The following is a 17,743-nucleotide window of genomic DNA, read 5'->3' as shown; positions in this document are numbered from 1 at the left end:
GTCTTACTTCTGCAGCGAGATTTCCACCCGGCGATTGCGCGCGCGCCCTTCGGCGGTATCGTTCGATGCCGCCGGATTGGCTTCTCCATGCCCGGTCGCGGCAAACGCATCCGCCTTCAGTCCGTGTTCGCGCAGATACGCCGCAACGGCATCAGCCCGACGTTTCGACAGCGCTTGATTGTGCGCAGCCGAGCCGGTCGCGTCGGTATAGCCGTCCACGTCCACGCGCGCGAAATGCCGGTCGCCTTGCTGGTTCAGCAGCTTATCGAGCGCGGCGGTGGCCGCCGACGTCAGCACGGCCGAGTCGGTCGCGAAATAGGCATCGCCGGTGAGGCTCACCTTCTCGACCGCGGCGGGCGCCGGCGCGACAGCCGCGGCGACCGGCACGGGGGCCGCGCCGCACTGGAACACCATCGAGTGCGGATCGGCGCCGTCGCGATACGGCGTCGTGGCATCGACCACGCGCACGGCGTCGTTGCCGCACATGCGCGTCGCGACTTTCATGCAGGTCTTCGCGCTCGACAGGATGCCGTGACAGTCGACGCGGAAGGTGCGGATGCCGTCACGGGACTGCAATTCGTATGCGTTGTAAGTCGGCCCCGACGCGCTCGAACAGGCAGCGAGGGAAACGACGGACGCCAGCAGGGCAAGTTGGATGTTTTTCACTTGGTTACTCCGAAAATGCGATGGGCGCAGCGCGTGCGGCGCGATGGCGCGCCGCATCCGCGTGCGGTTGCGTTCGACGTGGTCCGCTCCGGCAGCGCGTGCCGGAACGGACCGCCGCGCGCGATTACTTCCACTGATACAGCACGCCCGCGCCGACGACGCGCTGGCTGCCGGCGAAGCCGCCGTTCAGCGTCGCCTTCAGGTTCTCCGTGAGGCGCGCCTGCACACCGACGGCCATGGCCTTCTGACCCTGGAACGACGCCGTACCGACGCCCATCGCGAAGTTCGAGTCGCGGTCCATGTGCGGAATCGACGCCAACGCGGCCGTCGCGGCGATCCCCTCACGCGCCATCGAATCGGTCTGCTGGATCTGCTGCTGCATCTGCGAGATCTGGTTGTTGACCGTGTTCAGCGACTGCGTGAACTGGTTCGACACCGCATTCAACTGGTTCACGTTCACCGCATCGGTGCCCTGCGTACCCGCCGCGACGTTGACGACCTGGCGCGGCGAATCCGCCGAGCCGACCGCGACGACGTTCGAGCGGCCGCCGTCGTTGCTGCCCGCGCCGACCGCCGTCGAGTTGTTGCCCGATGCGATCGAGCCGACGCCGATCGCGGTCGAGCCGTTGCCGGACGCCGTCGAACTGTTGCCGACCGCCGTGCTGTTCGAACCCGACGCGACCGCCCCCGAGCCGCCCGCCGACGAATTCGAACCGCTCGCCCCCGGCGGCACGTTGCCGCCCGGCGGGTTCGTCGTGTACTGCCCGCCGAGATTGGTCGTACGTTGATCGATCAGCGTCGTCAACTGGTTCGCGACCGAGTCGAGCTGCGATACGTTCACCGCGTCCGTGCCGTTCTTGCCCGCGGCGAGGCCCGTGATCTGCCGGTTGCCGATATTGATTTCACCGGCCGACGACTGCGGGCTGCTCAGGCCGTACGCGACGTAGTTCGTCAGCGCGCCGACCGTGGTCAGCGAACCGGCGCCCAGCGCGACGCTGTTCGCGAGCGTCGCCGACGCACCGGCGCCGAGCGCGAGCGCATCGGTCGCGGTGCTGTGCGCACCCGAGCCGAGCGCGACGCTGCCCACGCTGACCGCCGACGCATTGGCACCCTGTGCGACCGACTGCGCGCCGAGGGCCGACGCGCCGCTGCCGAGCGCGATCGCATCGGCCTGCGCGGAACTCGCGGCCTGCCCGATCGCGACGCCGCCGGGTGCGGTCTGGTCGACGATCGCGCCGTTGCCGATGCCCACGCCGTTGTCGCCGTTCACGACCGTCGTCGGCCCGACCGCGACCGATTCCGCGCCGACCGCGAGGGAGTCGCCGGCCGTCGAATTCGCGTGGAAGTACTTCTGGCCCGTGACCGCGAACGACTGCAACGCGCCGGTCAGCTGCCGTACCGTCACCGCGTCCTGCTGCCCCGTGCCGTCCGCGACGTTGGTGATCTGGCGATACGTGCGGTTCGTCGTGTCGCCCACCGACACCGCGCCGAGCAACGTCTGGTCCGTCGTGTTGAACGGGATCGCCGCGGTGCCGTTGCGGATGATGCCCGACGACGGCGTCGTCGCGCGATCGGCCACCGAGCCCGCACCGAGCGCGATGCTGCCGTCCACGCGCGAGATCGCGTTCGGCCCGATCGCCACGCTGTCGACGCCCAGCGCCTGGCTGTCCGGCGCGGTCGAGTTCGCATGGAAATACTTGATGCCGTGCGCGTTGATGTTGTCGACCACGGAGCCGACGTTGTTGTTGATCGAGGTCGAGCCGTCGCTGTTGTACGTCACATACGACGGCGCCGAAATCGTGCCGGTCGTCGGGTTGTAGGTCGAGCCGCCGCCGATCGCGCCTGCCGTGCTGTTGCCGAGATTGGTGTTGTTGTTCACGATCGAGCTGAGGCTCGTCGACAGCGAACCGATGCCCGTCGACGTGGCGGTCGACAGCGACGTGAGGTTGCTGTTCGTCGCGCTCAGGCCAGTGGACAGCGAGCCGATGCCCGTTGAGGTCGACGTGGACAGCGACGTGACCGTGCTGTTGGTCGAACTCAGGCCGGTGGACAACGAGCTGAGGCCCGTTGAGGTCGACGTGGACAGCGACGTGACCGTGCTGTTGGTCGAACTCAGGCCGGTGGACAACGAGCTGAGGCCCGTCGAGGTCGACGTCGACAACGACGTGATCGCGCTGTTGGTCGAGCTCAAGCCGGTGGACAGCGAACCGATGCCGGTCGACGTCGAAGTGGACAGCGACGTCACCGCGCTGTTCGTCGAACTCAAGCCGGTCGACAACGAGCTGATGCCCGTGGACGTCGAAGTCGACAGCGACGTCACCGCGCTGTTGGTCGAGCTCAGGCCCGTGGACAGCGACGTCACCGAACTGTTGGTCGAGCTCAGGCCCGTGGACAACGAACCGATCCCGGTCGACGTCGAAGTCGACAACGACGTGATGCTCGACAACGTCGACGTCGACAGCGAAGTCACCGCCTGGTTCGTCGCATCGAGCTGCGAGCCGTTGATCGCATCGGTACTCGTCGGGCTGATCCGCCCGGCCGCGACGTTGGTGATCTGGCGCTCGGTTCCCACTCCGCCGACGCTGACGACGCTCACCGGATTGACGCCGTTGAACGTATACGTGACGCCGCCGATGGTGCCCGTGGCGGTCGGATGCGGCGCGGCGGTCACCGAACCGGAGCCGAGCGCGACGTCGTTTGCATTGTTCGCGACGGCCGACGCGCCGAACGCCACGGCGCCCGCCGCTGCCGCCGTCGACGTATTGCCGAGCGCGACGGAGCCGATGCCTTGCGCAATGTTCGAGTTGCCGATCGCCACGGCGCCGTCGCCGTTCGCGGTGTTGTTCGAACCGGCCGTGACCGCGCCGGTGCCGATCGCGGTGCTCGGGTCGCCGATCGCGACCGCGCCGTTGCCGCTGACGGTCTGGCCAAAGCCGAGCGCGACGGCGCCGGTGCCGCCCAGGACCTTCGACAAGTTGCCGCCGGCGATCGAGCCGGCGCCTGCGCCCGCGGCGACCGAGTTGCTGTCGCCGATCGCGACGGTCGAGGTCGCCGCCGCCACGCTGTTGATGCCGACCGCCGTCGAATTCAATGCCGACGCCGTCGCGCCCGGCCCCAGCGCACTTGCCGAGATACCGGTCGCGAGCGCGAGGTTGCCGAGCGCAACGCCATACTGCTGCGTCGCGGTCGACTGCACGCCCATCGCGATCGAACTGAGGCCCGATGCATTCGCGTTCAGGCCGAATGCGGCCGCGTTGTTGGCGCCGGCCGTCGTATTCGATCCCAGCGCGATCGAACTGGTGCCGAGCGACTGCGTGCCCGAGCCGGGTACGCCTGCGGTGCCGCCCCAGCCGATGGCGATCGACGACGTGCCCTTCGCGCCACTGTTCACCCCCATTGCCACGCCCGAATTGCCTGAAGCCAGCGCGCCGCTGCCCACGGCAACGGCGGCCGCCCCCGAACCCGTCGACTGGTTGCCGAGGGCGACCGAGCCCGTCAGGTCGGCATGCGACGCATAGCCGAGCGCGATGCTTTGCGCCCCTGCCGCGCTCGCCCCGAGCCCGAGTGCCGCCGCGTACTGGCCCGACGCGAACGCATTGTTGCCGAGCCCGATCGCGGACACGCCGGTCGCCGCCGCACCGCTACCGAGCGCCACCGAACCGGTTTGCGTCGCGGTCGACAGGTTGCCGACCGCGACCGCGAAAGCGCCTGAACCGATCGCCTGCACGCCCATCGCCACACTGTTGACGCCGGTCGCCTGCGAGTTGATACCGACGGCCGTCCCGCCATCCGCCATCGCATGCGCACCCGGGCCGATCGCCGTAGACGACACCCCCGCCGCCGTCGACAGATTGCCGAACGCGGTCGAATTCGTCTGCGTCGCAAGCGAACCGTTGCCGACCGCGATCGAACTGGCACCGCCCGTCGCGGAGCCGCCACCGGCCGAATACTGCGCGTGGGCGCCCGTCTGAAACAGTCCGAGGTACGCGGCGGCCATCATCATGACCAGTCGCCGGGGCGACAGCCCAGGCGGCGTTGCCATGCTCGCGGCGGCGCCTTCGTGGGCAGCGTGCTCGCCCGCGCTCCTCGACGACGCCACGCGCTTGCCGCGCGCGCGATCGAGCTCGGACGCCGCAACCCACGCCCCCAGTGCTTCGTTCCAGATCGACTTGAACGACTTGTTCATCTTGTTTTCCCTCGGTTCACATGTGCTGGATGACGCAACAGCGAACGCGGCCGGGAGCTGACCGTCTCCACCTTCTTTGTCTCCCGTCTCGCGACGCCCCGCTACTTGATTCGGATATCTAACTGAACTGCTCAACGGCTCTGCACGACACGCGCGACACACGTCGCGATCACACGACCGCACGCCGTCCGTGTCGGACGACACGATGCACGGCGACGATCGCGGGTTATCGAATCATGGAAGTCGAGCTCGCCGATCAGGCGGCGGCATGCCGGGCGACGCAGCGCGGAAAAACGCGTGCGCACGCCGTCGCGCCGGCCCATGGGCGGCGAACTCGAATTTCATGAGGAAGCGTCGGTGGACGAAAGCCGCGCCGAATGCACCGGGCGGCCCGTCCTGGGTCATTCAGGAGGAGGATGACGTCGTGCGGCCCCGGGGAATGAAGCATGCGCCGCCGGACCGCGGACGCTGACAGCCGCCGCCGGTTCGGGCGAACCGGTGCCGTGAACTGCCGTGCCTTTCATATTCATGTTTTTGTGCCGCCTGATTCGAGAGCGCGCCCGCGCGACCGCCGCCTGAAAGATCGAACTGCCCGGCGGCCGACGCGAACCCACTCACCCCTTTTCCGTCCAGGCGCGCGCCGGAGATTCCGGATTTCCGGAAAAAACGACGATAGGCCGGACGACCCCTGCATCGAATTAATCGACTGACTTTCTTTGACTATTTCTTGTTGCCTGGTATGTCACACTCTCATCAGCTTCTACGCCATTCCCTTCATCTCTTATATCAACCCAATTCGAAGGGTGGGAAGCCTGCATTGCCCTCGTGCCGACTCTCGTCGCAGCACCGGAATCCCGGAATTTGAGATTGTCAGCACTCAATGTCACATTGAATATTGCGCACTCAAACATGCCGCCGCGACAAATGAAATTCGCATGGAACGCCGTTCTGCCGAACAACCGATCCCGCCACCTCGGCCTAGTGTGCCGGGACTCCGGCGCTCGAACCTTTTCCCGAGCGGACAAACTGTTTTCCCGGCCGGACGATATTTACATTCATACATTCCGGCATCCCGATCGACTTAAACGCGAAAGCATTTTTAACCAGCGATCCATAAAAACTTAATCACGGGGACACGAAATTGATGACCGCGATCCGCGTCGAAACAGGCTGCCTGCGCGACACATTTCAACTCGATTCATCATTCGGGCCAATTCCATTTACGCCGATTCAAATCGGCAATAACGACCGGTATTTAATTTCCGGCCCGGCACTTTTTCCCAGCCCGTTTTCGCGGTGCGGACGCGCCGCCAGGAAGGTTGCGCGCACTGTCAAACATGCCCACACGCGGCGCACGGAAACCCCACCGCTGGCGCTATTGTCGTCATATAATTTTTTGCAACAATCGTGCGCATAGATGCATCGAGTCCGACCCCGGCCTACCTCCCCAACGCGTTCGCAACCATGTCATCCCGCTCGTCCAGTCCGGCGTCGCCGCGCGCCACGCCGGATCTCGTTGGCGCACACATTCTCGTTGTAGACGACCGACCGAACGACCTGCGGCTCCTGACGGAGATCCTGCGTTCGGCGCGATGCCGGATCAGTGTCGCGTTCGACGGGCTGCAGGCCTATCACCGCGCGCAGGCCGTCGCGCCCGACCTGATCCTGATGGATGTCCGGATGCCGCGCATGGACGGCTTCGCCGCGTGCCGCCTGCTGGCGTCGACGCCGTCGACGCAGAACATACCCATCATCATCCTGACCGCCGCCGCCGATCTCGACGATCGCATCGCGGGGCTCGAAACCGGTGCGCTCGACTACATCGTGAAGCCGTTCGAGCCGGTCGAGGTCATTGCGCGGATCCGCAATCATCTGAAGCGCGCGCGGCGCAGCCAGCCGTTCGCGCACCTGCCCGAGCTGCCCGACCATCCGGACGCCGCGCTGGTGCGCGCGGCGAGCGACGTGCTGCTGCGCGAATTGCGCAATCCGCCGACGCTCGAGGAACTCGCGCGACAGGTCGGCACGCACGAAAAGCGACTGTCGCGCGTGTTCCGCGATCATCTCGGCCAGACCGTGTTCGAATACCTGCGCGACACACGGCTGCGCGCCGCGAAGCACTTTCTCGCGGAGACGTCGATGGGGATAGGCGACATCGCCGAGGAAATCGGCTTCTCGACGCCAGGCAATTTCGCGACGGCGTTTCGCGAACGGTTCGGCATCACGCCGTCCGACTGGCGGCGCCAGCGTCCGGCGGTCGACGCACTGCCCGCGACGCATGATCACCCGCGCGATGCCTAGGCGCCGCGCGTCGGGCTGGTACACCCTTCTGCTGCTCGCGGTGGCGCTGATCGCGTGCGCGACCCACCGCGCCGAAGCGACGGAAAACGCTGCACAACTGGACGCGGTGTCGATCGTCGAGGATCGGGGCGCGACGATGTCCGTCGATCAGGCCGCCGCGCGACTCGCGGCTGCGCCAACCGGCACGTCCGCGTCCGCTGCACGCCCGTCGTTCAACATCGAGTTTTCCCGCTCGGCATGGTGGGTCGCCGCGACGCTGGTCAATCACGACAGCGTCGAGCGCCCGCTGGTGCTGGCGATTCGCGACGCACGTCTCGACCATGCAGACTTTTATGTCGAGCGCGGCGGCGCGTGGACGCTCGCCGCGCGCTTTCCGGCCGACCGCGGCGACGCGGACCATCCTGCTTCCCGATATCCGACGCTCGACACGACACTGCGCCCGGGCGAGCGGTTGCCCGTGCTGATCCGCATCACGTCGCGCAAGGAAATGCGGCTCGCGCCGTCCGTGTTCACGCCCAACGCATGGCACGCGTACGAACTGCGCGCCGCGATGTGGAACTTCGGCTTCTTCGGCGGCCTGCTCGCACTTGTCTGGTGTGCGCTGCTGATCGGATTCTTTTCGCGCAGCGGCATGTTCGTCGTGCTGGCCGTGCTGGCGCTGAGCACGACGCTGTTCGAAGCGACGTACCGCGGCTATACCGTGATGTATCTGTGGCCCGGCGCGTACGAATGGTCGGCACGCGGCGAGGTGATCTTCGTCTATCTGTCGGTCGCCTGCTTCATCGCATTCATCCTGATGGTCGCGCACCGCGAGAAGGCCAGCATGCCGATGCGTGCCGTCTACATCGCGTTCTTCGCGCTCGAATGCATCGGCATGGCCGGCGCGGCGTACGGCGACCTGCTCACCTTCACGTGGTTCTGCCTGCGGTTGAACACCGTGATGGCGGTCGTGAACATCGGCCTCGCGCTGACCTTCGCGATCCGGCGCACGCCGAGCGCCCGCGTGATGTTGATCGCCGTCGGGTTCGCGAGCTTCAACATGCTGGTGCGCGTGCTCGACGGACGCGATGCGATACCGACGTGGCTGCTCTGGCTGAAATCCGACATCCATCCGAATCCCGTGGTCGCGATCATCGGGCTCGCCACGCACCTGCTGGTGCTGGCCGCGTGGATCCACCACGTCGGCCGGCAACGCACCGAGGCGCGCAAGCGGCTCGAGCAATGGCAGCTCACCGAACAGGATCGCCTGCGCGACGAGGTCGCGAAACGCACGGTCGCGCTCAACGATGCGCTGCAGCAGGTGAGGACGCACATGCAGCAGAAGATCGAGACGCTCGGCTACGTGAGCCACGACCTGCGCGCGCCGCTGTCGACGATCAATGGCTACGCGAAGCTGCTGCTGCAAAGCGCGACCCGCAGCCAGGCGCGGCTGATCCGCTCGATCGACCGCAGCATCCGCTACCAGCTCACGCTGATCGACGAGTTGCTGCAGTACACGAAGTCCGAGCTGCAGCCGCTCGGCATCTCTCCGGACGCGACCGACCTGCCCGGCCTGCTGACCGACATCGGCGACTATGCGCTCGCGCTGTGCCAGCAGCAGGACAACCGGTTCGACTACCGGCCACTGACGCCGCTGCCGCGCAAGCTGTCGATCGACGGCATCCGGCTGCAGCAGGTGCTGCTCAACCTGCTGTCGAATGCGTCGAAGTTCACGCGCGACGGCACGGTCACGCTGTCGGTCGGCGCGTATCCGCAGGGGGATGCGTGGCGCATCGTGTTCGAGGTCGCCGATACCGGGATCGGGATCGACATCGGCAAGACGAGCGACATCTTCCGCGCGTACCAGCAGGTTCAGGCGGTGAATGGCGGAACCGGGCTCGGGCTGTTCATCGCGCAGCGGATCGTCGGCGCGATGAACGGCGAGCTCTCCGTGACGAGCCAGCCGGGCGTCGGCACGTCGTTCACGTTCCAGATCGTCGCACCGGCGATCGGGCATGCGCTGATCCCGGCGTCGGCGCTGATGCGGCCGGCCGAGCCGGTCGAACCCGACGAATCGCTGAGCGACGCGCATGCGATGCGCTGCCCGTCGCCGGATGCGCTCGACGAGCTGGCCGTGCTCGCCAGCGAAGGCCGCCTCACCGATATCGAGGAATGGCTCGGCCAGCATGCGCATGCGCCGCGCCATGCCGCGTTCGTGCAGGCGATGCGCGAGCGTCTCGACGCGCTCGATCTGCACGCGATCGAGCGGCTGGCCGAGTCGCTGAAACGGATGGGTATCGCCGATGCGTCGTTCGATGCGGAGCCGGACATGGCAAGGTCGGCGTGATCGCCGCGCCGCTCATGAAGCCAGTGACAGCGGGCCGCGCACTCCCGCGCAGGTGCGTGCCGACGATCGCACCTGACGCGACGGTCGTTACAACCGCCGCATCGTCGACACCAGCGCCGCGTCGTCGCCCGCCGCGGCCGGCCTGACCTGCGCGGCCTCGCGCTTGCGGCGTTTCGGATCGAGCCCGGTGCCGCCGGTACGCCGCCGCGCCGCATGCCGCTCGATCACTCGCTGCAGCAGGCAGAACACGCACAGCAGCGCACCGATCACGATCCGCGTCCACCACGAGCTCAGCGTGCCGTCGAACGTGATCAGCACCTGGATCGTGCCGAGAATGCCGACACCGAACACCGACCCGATCACGTAGCCCACGCCGCCGGTGAGCAGCGTGCCGCCGATCACCGTCGCGGCGATCGCGTCAAGCTCCATCCCCTGCGCCTGCAGCCCGTAGCCGGACAGCACGTACAGCGTGAACACCACGCCGCCGAGCGCCGAACAGAAGCCGCTCAGCGCATACACGCCGACCTTCGTGCGCGCGACCGGCAGCCCCATCAGCAGCGCCGAGCGCTCGTTGCCGCCGATCGCGTAGACGTTGCGGCCGAAGCGCGTGAAATGCGCGACGTAGATCGCCGCGGTCAGCGTCGCGAGCGCGATCAGCGCGCCCGCGCTCAGCGTCCCGCCGCCGATCGGCACGCTGATGCCCGCGAGCGCATGGAACGTCGGCTCGTTGATCGTGATCGACTGCGTCGTGATCAGGAAGCACGCGCCGCGCGCGAGAAACATCCCGGCCAGCGTGACGATGAACGGCTGCAGCCGGAAATAATGGATCAGCGCGCCCATCGCCGCGCCGTACAGCGCGCCGAACAGGAGCACGAGCGGCACGATCGCCCATACGGGCCAGTGCAGCCGCTCGGCGCCGACCGCGCAGAAGATCGTTGTCAGCGCAACGACCGAGCCGACCGACAGGTCGATGCCGCCCGACACGATCACGAACGTCATCCCGATCGCGACGATCAGCAGGAACGCGTTGTCGACGAGCAGTCCGGTCAATACCTGCATCGAGAAGAAGCCGGTGTACATCACGGATCCGAAGCCGAATAGCGCGGCGAACAGCACGATCGTCACGACGATCGGCAGCGTGCGCGGGTCGGCGAGCCGGGTGAGGAATCGGTTCATCGGTGCGTGGCTCCGGTGGTGGCGCGCGAACGCGCGGAAGGCAGCAGCCGCGACGCGTGCCGCAGCACCAGCGCGCGCGCCGCGTCCGACTGGATCAGCGTCACGACGATCACGACGATCGCCTTCACGACGAGCGTCGCCTCCGGCGGCACGCCGATCGAATAGGTCGTGTAGGTGAGCGTCTGGATGATCAGCGCGCCGAGCACCGAGCCGGCGAGGCTGAAACGGCCGCCGAGCAGCGACGTGCCGCCCAGCGTCACCGCGAGGATCGCGTCGAGCTCGAGCAGCAGCCCCGCGTTGTTGCCGTCGGCGCTGCGCACGTTCGAGCTGGCGAGGATGCCCGCGAGCGCCGACATCACGCCGGAACACAAATACACGCCGAACACGACCGCGCCGGCGCGCAGCCCCACGAGCCGCGTCGCGACCGGATTCACGCCGATCGCGCGGATGAACAGGCCGAGCGCCGTGCGGTTCACCAGCAGCGCGGTCGCCGCGATCGTCGCGATCGCGATCCACACCGAGCACGGCACGGCCGCGAGATAGCCGCCGCCGATCTCCAGGTAGCCGGGCGCGCCGATCGGGATGATCTGCCCGCCGGTCAGCAACTGCGCGATGCCGCGTCCGGCGACCATCAGGATCAGCGTCGCGATGATCGGCTGCATCCCGACGAACGCGACGAGCACGCCGTTCCACGCACCTGCGAGCACACCGACGCCGAGCGCGGCGGCCAGCGCCATACCGAGCCGCGACGGGTCGCCGTCGAGCACGATCGCCGCGGCCGCGCCGGCGATCGCGACGATCGCGCCGACCGAGATGTCGATCCCGCGCGTCGCGATCACGAGCGTCATCCCGAGCGACACGATCACGAGCGGCGCCGCGCGGTTGAGGATGTCGATCGGCGCGCCGAACAGGTGGCCGTCGAGCAGCGAGATCGACAGGAAGCCCGGCCGATGCGCGACGTCGAGCGCCAGCAGCAGCGCGAGCGTCAACAGCGGCCATACGAGCGGATGGCGAAGCAACGTGCGTAGCCGCATCATGACCGGCCTCCCGCGATCAGTTGGTACACGTGTTCCTCGGATGCGTCGGCGCCGCTCAGTTCGGCGACCTTGCGCCGGTCGCGCAGCACCGCGATCCGGTGGCTCACGCGCACGACTTCGCTGATCTCCGACGAGATGAACAGGATGGCGAGCCCCTGCGCGCACAGCGCGAGCACGCGCTCCATGATGTCGAATTTCGCGGCGACGTCGATGCCGCGGGTCGGCTCGTCGAGAATCAGCAGCTTCGGTTCCGTCGCGAGCCAGCGCGCGAGCAGCACCTTCTGCTGGTTGCCGCCCGACAGCAGCCCGATCGGCTGCTCCGCGTCGCGCGCCTTGATGCCGAGCCGCGCGATGTAGGTATCGGCGAGCTCGCGCTGGCGCGCGCGGCTGATCAGCCGCCACCAGCCGCGCCGCGCCTGCAGCGCGAGCACGATGTTCTCGCGGATCGACAGCGCGGCGACGATCCCCTCCTTCTTGCGATCCTCCGGGCAATACGCGATGCCGTGGCGCACCGCGTCGTGCGGCGACGCGAGCCGCGTGCGCGCGCCGTCGATCTCGATCGCACCGGTGTCGGTGCGTTCCGCGGCAAATGCCAGCTGCGCGGTTTCCGTGCGCCCCGAGCCGAGCAGCCCGGCCAGCCCGACGATTTCGCCGGGCCGCACGTCGAGATCGAGCGGGCTCATCATTCCGCGCCGACCGACCTGCTGCATCGACAGGAACGGCGCGGCCGCGCCGGCATCGCGCTGCACGGCCGCCGCGCCCGCCTGCAGCGTGCCGGACATCGGCGCGCGGCCGGTCATCTTCGCGACCAGGCTGTCGACCGGCAGGTCGCGCGCGAGATACTCGCCTTCACGCTCGCCGTTGCGCATCACCGTGATCCGGTCGGACACCGCATAGGTTTGTTCAAGAAAATGCGTGACGAACAGGATCGCGATGCCCGACGCCTTCAGCCGGCGCAGTACGTCGAAGAGCCGCGCGACCTCGCCGTCGTCGAGGCTCGACGTCGGCTCGTCGAGAATCAGCACGCGCGCGTCCACCGACACGGCCCGCGCGATCGCGACCATCTGCTGCACCGCGATCGGATACGCGTCGAGCGAGCGCGTGACGTCGAGCGACAGGTCGAGCTCGGCGAGCGCCGCGCGCGCACGCGCATGGATCGTCTTCCAGTCGATCGCGCCGCGCCGCATCGGCTGCCGGCCCGCGAAGATGTTCTCGGCGACCGACAGGTTCGCGCACAGGTTCACTTCCTGGTACAGCGTCTGGATCCCGGCCGCCTCGGCCTCGCGCGGCGCGGCGAAGCGCACCGGCGCGCCGCCGACGTGAATCTCGCCCGCGTCGTGCGCATGCACGCCGGTCAGCACGTTGATCAGCGTCGACTTGCCCGCGCCGTTCTGGCCCATCAGCGCATGGATCTCGCCCGGAAACAGCCGGAAATTAACGCGCTGTAGCGCATGCACACCTGGAAACGCCTTGTCGATGCCGATCATCTCGACCACCGGCGGATTCGTCATGGAACGCCCTCGCTTCGAAGCGGTTGCCGGACGGCGGCAGCCGCGCCGCCGCCCGCGTCCGTCAAGAATCAGTACTTGCGGGTCGGCAGCACCTGCGCCGCGACGTTCATCGGGAACACCGTCTCGTTCGTGACGATGCGCTTCGGCAGCTGCTTGCCGGCCACCACGTCCTTCACCGCCGTCATCAGCTGCGGGCCGAGCAGCGGGCTGCATTCGACGTCGACGTTGATCTTGCCCGCGACCATCGCCTGGAAGCCGCCCTTTGTCGCATCGAACGACACGACGCTCACGTCCTTGCCGGGCTTGATGCCGGCTTCTTCCATCGCCTGGATCGCGCCGAGCGCCATGTCGTCGTTGTGCGCGTAGACGACGTTGATCTGCTTGCCGTAGGTCTTCGCGAACGCTTCCATCACCTGCTTGCCGCCGGCGAGCGTGAAGTCGCCGCTTTGCGACGCGATCACCTTGAATTTAGGATTGCTCTTGATCACTTCCAGCAGGCCCGCGCGGCGATCGTTGGCCGGCGCGGAGCCGACCGTGCCCTGCAACTCGACGATGTTGATCGGGCCCGCGTCGTTCTTGTAGCGCTCTTCCATCCAGTGGCCGGCGCGCCGCCCTTCCTCGAGGAAGTCGGAGCCGATCATCGTCACGTACAGCGAAGGATCCTTCACGTCGACGCCGCGATCGGTCAGGATCACCGGGATATGCGCGGCCTTCGCTTCGGTCAGCACCGGCTCCCAACCCGACTCGACGACCGGCGAGAACGCGATCACGTCGACCTTCTGCGCGATGAACGAGCGGATCGCGCGGATCTGGTTCTCCTGCTTCTGCTGCGCGTCCGAGAATTTCAGGTTGATGCCGGCGTCCTTCGCCGCGCTCTTCACCGACACGGTGTTCGCCGTGCGCCACGCGCTCTCCGCGCCGACCTGCGAGAACCCGAGCGTGATCGGCTTTTGCTGCGCGTGCGCGCCGGTGGCCAGCACCGTCGCCGCGGCGACGATTGCGCCGACCGCCAGCTTCCTGATGAATGTCATGGTCCGTCTCCGATGGTGTCGTTGTATGCCGCTGCGCCGGCGTTGCGCGGTGCTGTGCTGCGCTGTTCTGATTCTGCGTGGCGCGGATGCGGTGCGGGCTCGCCCGGTCTGCGCTTGCGCGCCAACCCGGTATGCATGCCCCGGATCAGTCTAGGAACAAGTCCGATAACCTTCCAATGAAATCTTGGATTGAAGCGATATCGGTATCGGCATACGTATAAACACCTAAGCGGTTGGTGGGCTGCTGGCGGGGTTGTGCGGGAATGGCGTCAGCCCGCGTGTGGGCGGTCGCATCGTGCAGGCAGCGCGGGACGCGCGAAGGCGGCTCGCCGGCCAATCCGCCCACGGCGCACGAATCTTGCTGCCGCGCTGGCAGGCCCGCTCGCGCTTCGCGGCGGCCCGCCTGCAACAAGGAGAACAACAATGCCCGCCATGCATGAACGCAGCACGCTGCGCGTGGACGTTCCGTTTGATTGCCGCATTGCAGCATGAAGAAGCCTACGCCCCGCGGTGCCGCCGAAGCCCTTGCAGCAGCCGTCGCGAGTTCGAGCGTGCGGCTCCGTCACGTCGACGACCGCCGCCCCGGCTACACGCGCCGGCGGCTGCGCAACGGTTTTGCGTACTACACGAAGGACGGTGAACGGATCCGCGACGCCGACGAAATCGCCCGCATCAAAGCGCTCGCGATTCCGCCCGCATACACCGACGTGTGGATCTGCACGGACCCCAACGGCCATTTGCAGGCGACCGGCCGCGATGCGCGGGGACGCAAGCAATATCGCTATCACCCGCTGTGGCGCGAGACGCGCGACGCGAACAAGTACGCGCGGATGGCGGCCTTCGCCCGCGCGCTGCCGCGCATCCGCGCGCGTGTCGACCGCGATCTCGCGCTACCGGGGATGCCGCGCGACAAGATCGTCGCGACGATCGTGCGGCTGCTCGACACGACGCTCGCGCGGATCGGCAACGCCGAATATGCGCGCGAGAACGCGTCGTACGGGCTGACGACGCTGCGCAAGCGCCACGTGACGATCCGGCCGGGACAGGTGCGCCTGCGCTTCACGGGCAAGAGCGGCATCGAGCACGACGTGACCGTCGAGGACCCGCGCATCGGCCGGATCGTGCGGCGCTGCGCGGAGCTGCCGGGGCACGAGCTGTTCCAGTATCTGGACGACGACGGCGTGCGCCATTCCGTCGGCTCGTCCGACGTGAACGACTATCTGCGCGACGCCGCGGGCGCGGAGTTCACCGCGAAGGACTACCGGACGTGGGCGGGCAGCGTGCAGGCGCTTGCGCTGTTGAGGCGCATCCCGCATCAGGGCGTCACGCATGCCCGCAAGCAGATCGTCGAAACGGTGCGGACCGTCGCCGACGTATTGCGCAACACGCCGGCCGTGTGCCGGCGCTGCTACATCCATCCGGTGGTGCTCGATACGTTCGAGGCCGGGTTGCTCGCGACGCTGGAAGTGCGTCGCACGCCGAGAGGGCTGCGTGCGGATGAGGCGGCGTTCGCGGCGTTGCTCGAGCAGGCTGCGCGCCGCGATCGACGACGTACGAGTCGATGAGCAAGCCGTTACCCGCTCACATCAACCGGCATTGCGCTCGATCAGGAACCGCTCGCGACGGCCGCCTTTGATCCAGCGCGGCTCGCGGCCACGTCCGCTCCAAGTTGCGCCAGTTTTCGGATCGCGATACCGGGGCGCCGATCCGCTCGTGCGCGGCGTCGCTTTCGCGGTGCCGCCGTGGCGGCCGAAGATCTGTCCGGCGGTCAGGCCGTATTCGGCGACCCGACTGCGAATCTCCTCGATGACGGCGTCGAGTTCGGCGAGCCGCGCTTCCTCGACGCGCCTCATCAATTCATCGGCTTGCGCCTTCAATTCGCGATAACCGGACATGCGATTCCTCTATATTGATATGACGTTATAAAAGACCGAATGAGCGCGGGATTGCCGCGAGGCAATCCGCTTGAAGGCCGTGAGACGAACGCCCATTCGGGAAAACCGTAAAGACGGATCACGCGCGGCCCGGCGCGTTTTCGGGGCGGAATTCACACACCAGTTCGCCGCCGGGCGCGAGTTCATCGATCTGATCCAGCGTCAACGCGTCGATCGATGCGGCAACTTCATCCGAAATGCCCAATTGCCGCTTGCCCTGCTCGTAGTCGATACGCAGCATGCGCTGCGCCAGCACGAGATACGCGCGATTGAATTCCGCGATTGCATCGAAGATATCGCCCTGTTCCGTCATGACCGCTCCCGAGCCGACGGCGGTTGGTGCGTGCCGCGCGTGCGGCGCCGTGACCGGCCGTCCAGTAATGGATGCCTGAATCTATGTCATGCGATCGGCGTCATGCCGACAATTCCTAGATGGCATCCGACATTCTTGAAATCGGCGCGTGCAATTCGCGATTCGCGATTCGTCGCTGTCGGATTCAGCCTAGATTCGGTCACCCCCCGATACCGGAACGCCCATACGATTTTCGGACGGCGCGCGAATGCGTTTGCGCGAACGATACGGCACCGGCGAACGAGGATTGCATGTACGCGTCGCCGCCTTTCCTCGGCATCGTTGATGCCAGATCCTGAACGGATGGAATCCCACAGCCATGTTGAAAGTGACGAAAGCCGTATTTCCGGTTGCCGGTCTCGGCACACGATTTCTGCCCGCGACCAAAGCCAGCCCCAAGGAAATGCTGCCGGTCGTGGACAAGCCGCTGATTCAATATGCGGTCGAGGAGGCCATCGACGCCGGCATCACCGAAATGATTTTCGTGACCGGCCGCAGCAAGCGCGCGATCGAGGATCACTTCGACAAATCCTACGAGATCGAAGCGGAGCTCGAAGCGCGCGGCAAGGAGAAGCTGCTGTCGCTGGTTCGCGGCATCAAGCCGAGCCATGTCGACTGCTTCTACGTGCGCCAGGCCGAAGCACTGGGGCTCGGCCATGCCGTGCTGTGCGCGGAGAAGCTGGTCGGCAACCAGCCGTTCGCCGTGATCCTCGCCGACGACCTGCTCGACGGTCCGACGCCCGTGCTGCGCCAGATGATCGACGTGTTCGATCACTATCACGCGTCGGTGATCGGCGTGGAGGAAATCGCGCCCGACGCATCGAAGTCGTACGGTGTGATCGCCGGCAAGCGCTGGGAGGACAACCTGTTCAAGCTGTCGGGAATCGTCGAGAAGCCGGAGCCGGCGAAGGCGCCGTCGAATTTCGGCGTGGTGGGCCGTTACGTGCTGAAGCCGAAGGTGTTCGAGCATCTGCGCGCGCTGCGGCCCGGCGCCGGCGGCGAGTTGCAGTTGACGGACGCGATCCAATCGCTGCTCGCGGACGAGCAGGTGCTCGCCCATCGCTACGAAGGCACGCGCTTCGATTGCGGCAGCAAGCTCGGGTATTTGAAGGCGACGGTCGAATTCGCGCTGCGGCATCCGGAAGTGGCCGCGGATTTCGAAAGCTATCTGGCCACGCGCATGTCGGCGCTGCTGGTCGCCTGACCGGGCGGCCGTCACGAACCCG

The 17,743-nt window shown here is 67.0% G+C and carries 12 protein-coding genes; 4 read left to right on the top strand and 8 right to left on the bottom strand.

Annotated features, from left to right (window positions below; all coding sequences use genetic code 11):
* Positions 1-3: 3 nt before the first annotated feature.
* Both BAMB_RS30905 and BAMB_RS30900 read right to left on the bottom strand, forming a co-directional pair.
* A complete protein-coding gene (locus BAMB_RS30905; RefSeq protein ID WP_041491891.1) occupies positions 4-666 on the bottom strand; it encodes an OmpA family protein in 663 nt (220 codons plus the stop codon).
* Positions 667-790: 124 nt separating this feature from the next.
* A complete protein-coding gene (locus BAMB_RS30900; RefSeq protein ID WP_011661076.1) occupies positions 791-4,852 on the bottom strand; it encodes a YadA-like family protein in 4,062 nt (1,353 codons plus the stop codon).
* Between the two features lie 1,464 nt (positions 4,853-6,316).
* On the opposite strand from BAMB_RS30900, the gene BAMB_RS30890 reads away from it, so the two are divergent.
* Together BAMB_RS30890 and BAMB_RS30885 are read left to right on the top strand one after the other, a co-directional pair.
* Complete coding sequence (locus BAMB_RS30890; RefSeq protein ID WP_011661073.1) at positions 6,317-7,150, top strand: response regulator transcription factor; 834 nt, start codon at positions 6,317-6,319, stop codon at positions 7,148-7,150.
* The gene (locus tag BAMB_RS30885; protein ID WP_041491890.1) at positions 7,143-9,476 is read left to right on the top strand and encodes a sensor histidine kinase; all 2,334 of its coding nucleotides are present in this window, start codon (positions 7,143-7,145) and stop codon (positions 9,474-9,476) included. The genes BAMB_RS30890 and BAMB_RS30885 overlap by 8 nt, the downstream gene beginning before the upstream one ends.
* An 87-nt stretch (positions 9,477-9,563) precedes the next feature.
* Here BAMB_RS30885 and yjfF read toward each other — a convergent pair whose 3' ends face one another.
* The 4 genes from yjfF to BAMB_RS30865 form a co-directional block, all read right to left on the bottom strand.
* Positions 9,564-10,652, bottom strand: a complete 1,089-nt coding sequence (gene yjfF, locus BAMB_RS30880; RefSeq protein WP_011661071.1) for a galactofuranose ABC transporter, permease protein YjfF — start codon at positions 10,650-10,652, stop codon at positions 9,564-9,566.
* The gene (locus tag BAMB_RS30875; RefSeq protein WP_011661070.1) at positions 10,649-11,689 is read right to left on the bottom strand and encodes an ABC transporter permease; all 1,041 of its coding nucleotides are present in this window, start codon (positions 11,687-11,689) and stop codon (positions 10,649-10,651) included. The genes yjfF and BAMB_RS30875 overlap by 4 nt, the downstream gene beginning before the upstream one ends.
* A complete protein-coding gene (locus BAMB_RS30870) occupies positions 11,686-13,200 on the bottom strand; it encodes a sugar ABC transporter ATP-binding protein (RefSeq protein ID WP_011661069.1) in 1,515 nt (504 codons plus the stop codon). Before BAMB_RS30870 ends, BAMB_RS30875 begins: the two co-directional genes overlap by 4 nt.
* A 68-nt stretch (positions 13,201-13,268) precedes the next feature.
* Positions 13,269-14,231: an ABC transporter substrate-binding protein gene (locus BAMB_RS30865; RefSeq protein ID WP_011661068.1), complete on the bottom strand. Its 963-nt coding sequence runs from the start codon at positions 14,229-14,231 to the stop codon at positions 13,269-13,271.
* A gap of 488 nt (positions 14,232-14,719) precedes the next feature.
* Here BAMB_RS30865 and BAMB_RS30860 point away from each other — a divergent pair, with 488 nt between their 5' ends.
* Positions 14,720-15,796, top strand: coding sequence for a DNA topoisomerase IB (locus BAMB_RS30860; protein ID WP_011661067.1), 1,077 nt, complete (start codon positions 14,720-14,722; stop codon positions 15,794-15,796).
* Between the two features lie 21 nt (positions 15,797-15,817).
* On the opposite strand, the gene BAMB_RS30855 is transcribed toward BAMB_RS30860, so the two are convergent.
* Both BAMB_RS30855 and BAMB_RS30850 read right to left on the bottom strand, forming a co-directional pair.
* The gene (locus BAMB_RS30855; RefSeq protein WP_011661066.1) at positions 15,818-16,126 is read right to left on the bottom strand and encodes an H-NS histone family protein; all 309 of its coding nucleotides are present in this window, start codon (positions 16,124-16,126) and stop codon (positions 15,818-15,820) included.
* Positions 16,127-16,244: 118 nt separating this feature from the next.
* Complete coding sequence (locus tag BAMB_RS30850; protein WP_011661065.1) at positions 16,245-16,478, bottom strand: flagellar transcriptional regulator FlhD; 234 nt, start codon at positions 16,476-16,478, stop codon at positions 16,245-16,247.
* A 358-nt stretch (positions 16,479-16,836) separates the two neighbouring features.
* Between BAMB_RS30850 and galU the strand changes: the two genes are divergently transcribed.
* Complete coding sequence (gene galU, locus BAMB_RS30845) at positions 16,837-17,721, top strand: UTP--glucose-1-phosphate uridylyltransferase GalU (protein ID WP_011661064.1); 885 nt, start codon at positions 16,837-16,839, stop codon at positions 17,719-17,721.
* Positions 17,722-17,743 lie beyond the last annotated feature (22 nt).

It is taken from the genome of Burkholderia ambifaria AMMD, from assembly GCF_000203915.1.
In the GTDB taxonomy this organism is placed as follows: Bacteria; Pseudomonadota; Gammaproteobacteria; order Burkholderiales; family Burkholderiaceae; genus Burkholderia; species Burkholderia ambifaria.
Note: the sequence above shows the minus strand (reverse complement) of the source record. Positions and strands in the feature narration are given on the sequence as shown.